The organism is Okeania sp. SIO2F4 (assembly GCF_010672385.1).
Classification (GTDB): Bacteria; Cyanobacteriota; Cyanobacteriia; order Cyanobacteriales; family Microcoleaceae; genus Trichodesmium.
The window spans coordinates 1-6,322 of the sequence record NZ_JAAHGT010000563.1; the positions used below are offsets into that span (position 1 = coordinate 1).

The 6,322-nt window shown below is 38.9% G+C and carries 4 protein-coding genes and 1 pseudogene; 3 read left to right on the plus strand and 2 right to left on the minus strand.

Annotation, left to right across the window (positions count from 1 at the left end):
* Window positions 1-128 precede the first annotated feature (128 nt).
* Both F6K22_RS27545 and F6K22_RS27550 read right to left on the minus strand, forming a co-directional pair.
* A complete protein-coding gene (locus F6K22_RS27545; RefSeq protein WP_293105427.1) occupies window positions 129-1,607 on the minus strand; it encodes a slr1306 family protein in 1,479 nt (492 codons plus the stop codon).
* Between the two features lie 652 nt (window positions 1,608-2,259).
* A pseudogene (locus F6K22_RS27550) lies at window positions 2,260-2,505 on the minus strand (IS1 family transposase); the annotation flags it as partial.
* Window positions 2,506-2,832: 327 nt separating this feature from the next.
* On the opposite strand from F6K22_RS27550, the gene F6K22_RS27555 reads away from it, so the two are divergent.
* The 3 genes from F6K22_RS27555 (at window position 2,833) to F6K22_RS27565 (ending at window position 5,948) form a co-directional block, all read left to right on the plus strand.
* A complete protein-coding gene (locus tag F6K22_RS27555) occupies window positions 2,833-3,120 on the plus strand; it encodes a hypothetical protein (protein WP_293105429.1) in 288 nt (95 codons plus the stop codon).
* A gap of 761 nt (window positions 3,121-3,881) precedes the next feature.
* Entirely contained in the window at window positions 3,882-4,931 is a 1,050-nt protein-coding gene (locus F6K22_RS27560) for a hypothetical protein (protein ID WP_293105432.1), read from the plus strand.
* Between the two features lie 15 nt (window positions 4,932-4,946).
* Window positions 4,947-5,948 carry a thiaminase II/PqqC family protein gene (locus tag F6K22_RS27565; protein ID WP_293105435.1) on the plus strand — a complete coding sequence of 334 codons (1,002 nt, stop codon included), beginning with the start codon at window positions 4,947-4,949 and terminating at the stop codon, window positions 5,946-5,948.
* Window positions 5,949-6,322: the final 374 nt, after the last annotated feature.

A 6,322-nucleotide genomic window follows, 5' to 3' on the forward strand; every position in this document is an offset into this window, starting at 1 on the left:
GTATCTGTGGCAGTAGGGAAATATTTGGTTCAATTTATATCTGGGAGTCTTCTCAGATATATAGTCGCCTCAGAAAAATTCTCAATATACTAATTATTTAGCAGAGGTACTTACTATTTATTGCCATATTATTGTACTGGAGTTGAAACAACTTCTAATTTTTTATCTTGTGGCAAAACATGACTCATTACCTGAGCAACAAAAGACTTCAAAAAATTATTTTCTTGAGTTTTGCTAAATACACTTTGAATAATTTTCCCTAACTTCTCAACATTCACAGAATTACTATCTGTTTGAGTAGCAAAATATTCTACTAAACTAATTCCTGCTACTCTCGTTAGATAAGCAGCACTTACTGCTTGAATTGCACCACCAGCGACAAAAGTTACACTGTTACTTTTAAGGATAGTTGTTAATGTTTTAGTAGATAATTCTACCAATCCAAGTTTTAACATTAACTCTGCCATAGTGCCTGCTACTTGTTTGCCTTGTTCTAGGGAAATTTTTTGCTCATATATACTACTTAGGTCTACTATTAATTGAGAATTTATAGCTGCCGTTGCTAATAGGTCTAAAGCTGGAACTGGATTAGCAAATGCTGTAGCAGCAGCTATCCATTGATATTGTTCAATTACAGGAACTGCTCGTTCTCTTCTAATTTGATTGAGAATATTTTTAGCTTCTAATCTAACTATTTCTGCTTTTCTTCTAGTAGTCGCCCAAACTAATTTTTCCCTTTCCTTCTCTAATACTTGATTCAGCTTTTGTGTCAATCCAGATATTTCTGGCAATGGTTGTTCTATAGATTCTTGAATAGTGCCATCCTCCTGATATTTTCGCACTTTAATAGAATTAGGTCTAGCAGAAATTCCGACTAAATTTTCTTCTGAGTTAATGGTAGATAATGTCTCTTTAATTTTTTGGATAATTTGCGGTTTTTGGTCTGGCAAATATAAGTCTTGTTTATTCCAAACCAAAATAAAACGTTGACCGAAAGTTGTTAGTTTTGATAAAGCTTGAAATTCTGAATCTATTAAGTCACCTGTAGTCACAAATAATATCAAATCGTAAGGCGATAAAGGATTAACTTGAGCATCCTCATTTTTTGTTATCCATTCTGACTGCCAAGTTATATCAGTAACTTCTACTTTTGGAGAATTTGTAGATATCCACTGAGACTTTAATATTTCAGTCAAAGCACTTTTACCAACTCCCTGATTACCCGTAATAACTATACTTAATTCTTCTCTTTCTAATTCCTGAGTAAGAGTTACTACTTTTTGGCGTAGTTGACTAATATCATTAGTTACTTTTTCAGACTTATTAATACCTTCCACTTCCAAAGCAAGCTTATCTATAGTAGTAGTTAAGGTTGCGATCGCCTCTTGGGCAACTTCTTTTGTTGTTGATGGGATTATAGTTTGTTTTTGGGGCGCTAGAGATTTTGGTCTTTTTAATAACCAAACCCCCAGACTTGCTGCCATAATTCCTAACATAGCAGTTCCACCGAATTCTGCCACAGAATTTTGGACACTATCTAATAACCATAACAGTAGAGATAATCCTATGCCACCTACTAAAATTGGTTTTTGCAGTTTTACAGCCATTTGTATTATCCTCGGAAACTCCTTTAGTTATTTATTTTATCATGTTTAGCTTTTTGCTATGTTATTATTCTTTTGAGTTATTTTGACAATCAATCTATCATTAAATATTTTACCGAATAATTAAGTTTTAAAGCCTCTCACTCGCCGTGGAAAAACTTGAAAAATTTTTCATGATTAGTCAATCCTATCTGTTTTCCAGGAGAGGTAATTATTAATTATTAATTATTAATTATTAATTGTTGAACTAGATTTTAATTTTACTGGGTTAATTTATTGAGTGTTAAATTCACAGATAGGTGTGCGATGAAGTTCAATGGAAATAATTAACATGTTGACAATAATAGATACAAAAAAAATTGAGCATCAATGTGCGAACTCCCACTTTTCTCTTTGAGAGCAGTTCGGAGTTGAATTGAACCTATCCGACTATTCTTGAAACCCTTATATTTAGGTAATATAAAAATCGTGAAATCCCCAAAAATCATCCTTTGTGGGATAGACTCTTTCAACGAGCTAATACCAAATTCAAAAAAGATATTTACAGAAAAAAAAGGGAATCAGGAATAGAGAAAAATATTCCCTCAAATTTTATTTTCCCCTGTCGTTCTAACTCCAGGGTGCTATCTAGCTGCCGCACTTTCTCCGCCAACGCTAATCCTGCTCTTTGTGCTGCTGTATTTCGTTTACAACTATGAATCCAAATCCAATTGAAATAGCTGACTAACAACCTTACTGTGGCTTCAGTCTGCTTCCAAATTTTAGCAAATTTGTTCTGTCGGCAATACCACCTTCGTGTCTGCTCTCCTCAAATGCCATTCGTTCGCTCTAACTGCTGTGTTTGGTCTTTCCCTATGATCTGCTGAACTTATGGAGGTAAAACTCGCTCATACCCACCCCAATTTTAAGTATACCAAATTCCGCAGGAAAAGTTTGTTGGCATTCTGGACAATAATATCGTTGACTTCTTTTGCTGATATTTCCATGATACCCGAGTTTTGTGATTACTGCACAGAGGAAATTCCACGATCGTTTCAACTATTTAGGGACAATATTCATCCGATCATTCCCACACTTTCGCACAGGCACTACCCAATTTTCTACATCGCACCTCTAGATTTTATGCCAAATTGGCGAGACATATTAGAAATAATATAAGACAATGGTCATCAAATGAGAAAATTCAAGTCTAATTCTCACTGAAACAAACTGAAGAGGTAAAAAAATTATGACAAACAAGCGTCTGAAAATCGAGAACCTTGACAATCTCGAAGAACTAAACACTGAGGAAGTTTTCTCCATCCAAGGGGGTTTGTCTGTAGAGTTCCCTATCGAAGATATCTCTATAGAGAAGGTAGATATCTCTATCAAAGAGAAGCTAATTTATCCAGTAGAGCCTGGTCCCATTAAACCTTACCCCCTGCCGTATTGCCGTCCATACCCCCTGCCGTATTGTCGTCCATATCCCACTAAGGGCGGGAAGCTACAGCTACCTTGGTGTGCTGTCGTCCTCTAAATTTCCTGTATGGAATACAGTAAGGACTCGTGTAAAAATAACCTGAACAGTTTTTTTTATGGAAGCTAAATTTCACAATTTATCTAAAATCAAATTTGTACAACTTATTTTTACATGGCTCCTAAGACTAACTTGCGGTAGCCGTAGGCGCGTGGAACTGAGCGTGCCAAGCAGAATACGTCAGGTTTCGTTGAATCAGGAAACTGCTTATCTATCGGGCAGAGATGATAAGCAGTAATTCACTGGGTGTGTAAACCTATAATCCGTTCTGCTGAACTTACCCAAACTTACCCTGCGCCGAGGTTAGCAGCTCTGGAGACAAGCTTCGGTGCTTCACGCATATACCACTGCCTCATGGGCTGTAACTTATCTTCAAGAGCAGGCTTCAAATCGGCGGGAACTCCACCTACTGATTTAAGTATAACATAAGCTTTGCCATTTACTACTAAAAAATTTGAAAAAGGGGTCGGAAAGTGGAGTATGACCTAGGATGGGATGGCGTTTCGCTTTCCTACGGAATAATTGCGCAAACGCGACATGAAAAAGGCGCGTTGTGCGGAACGCTAAACGCCATATCCAATCGACCAAGAGAAAAGTAAGCAGGACTTACGCAAAATATGGAATTATACGCCATATGTAGGGGCGATTCGCATAGATGCCCCTACAAGATATGGCGCTTGGAGCGTAAGTCCTGGTAAGTTTAAGTATATTTAGTTAAGATTTCAGTTTCTGTTTTTACCCCCGATATTAAGGAAAATGTTATGGGAAGCGTTGCCTCAAATTTAGATATGCAACTGCATAATCAAGGCTTTCAGGGAAAAGATACGCAAAGCCAACCAGTACTGCGTCCTCGATTAGCCTGTAAAGTGAATATCTATAGCGATCGGATTATTCTTTCTCAGGATGGTCGAGATTTTGAGTTCCAGATTAACGGTCAATCAGGAGAAGTTTTGCAGAAACTTTTCTCCTTGATGGACGGAACCAAAACTCTGAGCGAACTCCAACAGAAGTTATCTCCCGATCGCCCTGAAGTTATTAATACTATCGTGCGTAACTTAGACGAGCAGGGATTGCTCGATGACGTTGCCCAGTTGAGAGTTCATTCAGGGATCGATACCCTGCTGGAATTAGAGGATTTAACTAATGAATTGCTCGACAAGAGCGTTGAGGAAAATCCGTTTTGGAAATTAATCAACTCAACAGCACCTGAACTGCCAATCAATATTTTGTATGGCTTTGCGATCGAGAATTATCACTTTTTGTCTCTAAAGCGCTGTTTTCAGTCTCCTGTACTGGGATTCCAAAGCTCTACAAAAATTCGATATTTGCTCAATGAATTCTACTCTCAAGAATACGGGCAAGATAAACTGGTCATCGAAGCACTTAATGTCATTGGCATTAGCCATGAAGAACTCACAGACACAATGCCACTCCCAGAAACCATGGCCATGTGTAATGGTTTGGCATTTTGGGCAAACTTTGAGCCACTTTTTTTTCTTAGTACCCTGGGAGTGTTGGCAGATAGAACTTTCAAAAATTTCCAGCTCTATCTTAGAACCTGTGAGGAGCTTGAACTAGATTCTGGCTTTATCGACCCGATGAGACAACTGGTCAACACTAAGCTCAAACGGGAACAGGAAAACTTAACCCGTCGCATCTTTCAAGAAATTCCCCACATCGACCGAGAAACGAGACAGCGGTTCAGGGGGCAAACTTACCTATTTATTGAAATGTATGATAATTTCCATAGAGCTATAGGTCAGTACTACTCGTCCACTACTCATTTACTGCGACGAGTTTCGGCAATTTAACAGAGGGAAGGAATTATGTCATTGACGAAAGTTTTATACCAACAGCCACTATTCAAAGATGGGGTACTTTTTAAATTTAAGGATACTGGCGTTGAAATTCGCTATCGCGACCAAGGGTGCTCCATCAATTTTCCACCTGAAGACCAACAGGAGACAGCTCAACTGTTAAGACTGTTGCAGCTTGGTGGAATGTCGTCAGAGCAATTAGCTCAAGCTTGTCCGGGAATTCGAGAGCAGATCCCAGAACTGCTTGCCGAGTTCCACCGCCGTGGTATGCTAACCGAAAACCAGAGGGAAGTGGAATCCCCTGGGGTGACTGGACGCCAGTTCTACCGAGAACTATCCCGATTCCTGGGGCGCCTCAAGAGGCGATTTCCCCCTTCTCCCTTCTTGGAGAAGATGGCTGAGGGAACGCTCTCCAGAAATCAGTTGATTGGCTATGCTTTGGAATCCTACCACGTCACTCATCTCTGCCCAAGACTGTTGGCTCCCTCCTTAGGCAATTACGAATCACCGAGGACGCAAAAACTTCTCCAGGAATTCTTTGTCTGTGAGTTGCACCACGACCGTTTGATTGAAAATTCTTTAAAGAGTGTGGGAATTGAGGGGGAGCAACTCAAACAGATGCAGCCACTCCCCATGACCTTTGCACTCTGCGCTACCCTAGGAGTTTTTGCTTCGCGGCATCCTCTGAGTTTTAAAGCGGCACTGATGCTATTTGAAGAAGACGACAAGAAGTTCCACGAGTTGTTTAAAGAGCATTGTCAAGCGGAGGATCTACCGTCTGAATTCTATAAACCCATCCTGCTGCATGCTTCCATCAATGATGAGGGGGGACACGAACAAATCACAGAAGTTCTGCTGGCAGAGGTGTCCTATGTGTCACCGGAAGAACAATTGACGGTGAAGAAGAACATGGGAATTTTAATGGAGTCGATGGTGCTGCGGACTCACGAGATTCTTGATTACTATGGCAACCCAAATAACATCATTCCTCGTTGTTTTACTGGCTCGTGATTACCGAATAATATTATGTCCGGTTGAATAGTTATAAATAAACGAGGGAGTCCTCAGTCCTCAGTCCTCAGTCCTCAGGAGGGAAGAGAGGATTCTGAAAGTATAAAAAGAAGAAAGTTTTTTTGATCGCTAATTATCCGGACATGATATAATTAATAATTAATAATTAATAATTAAGAGTTGATAGTCAATTATTCATTCAACAATTCAGGTTTAAAGCCTCCCCTTTTAAGGGGATAAATCAAAAATTTTCCTTTTAGTCAATCCTATCCGTTTTAAGAAGGGGTAATTATTAATTATTAATTGTTCATTAGACATCTCCAAAAATACAAAATAAAATCAATTATTATCCAGAAATTATCAATTATTCTTCC

Excerpts from the sequence above, each read along its gene's own strand:
- F6K22_RS27545 (WP_293105427.1), bottom strand. The coding sequence starts at position 1,607 with ATGGCTGTAAAACTGCAAAAACCAATTTTAGTAGGTGGCATAGGATTA.
- F6K22_RS27565 (WP_293105435.1), top strand. The coding sequence starts at position 4,947 with ATGTCATTGACGAAAGTTTTATACCAACAGCCACTATTCAAAGATGGG.
- F6K22_RS27560 (WP_293105432.1), top strand. The coding sequence starts at position 3,882 with ATGGGAAGCGTTGCCTCAAATTTAGATATGCAACTGCATAATCAAGGC.
- F6K22_RS27555 (WP_293105429.1), top strand. The coding sequence starts at position 2,833 with ATGACAAACAAGCGTCTGAAAATCGAGAACCTTGACAATCTCGAAGAA.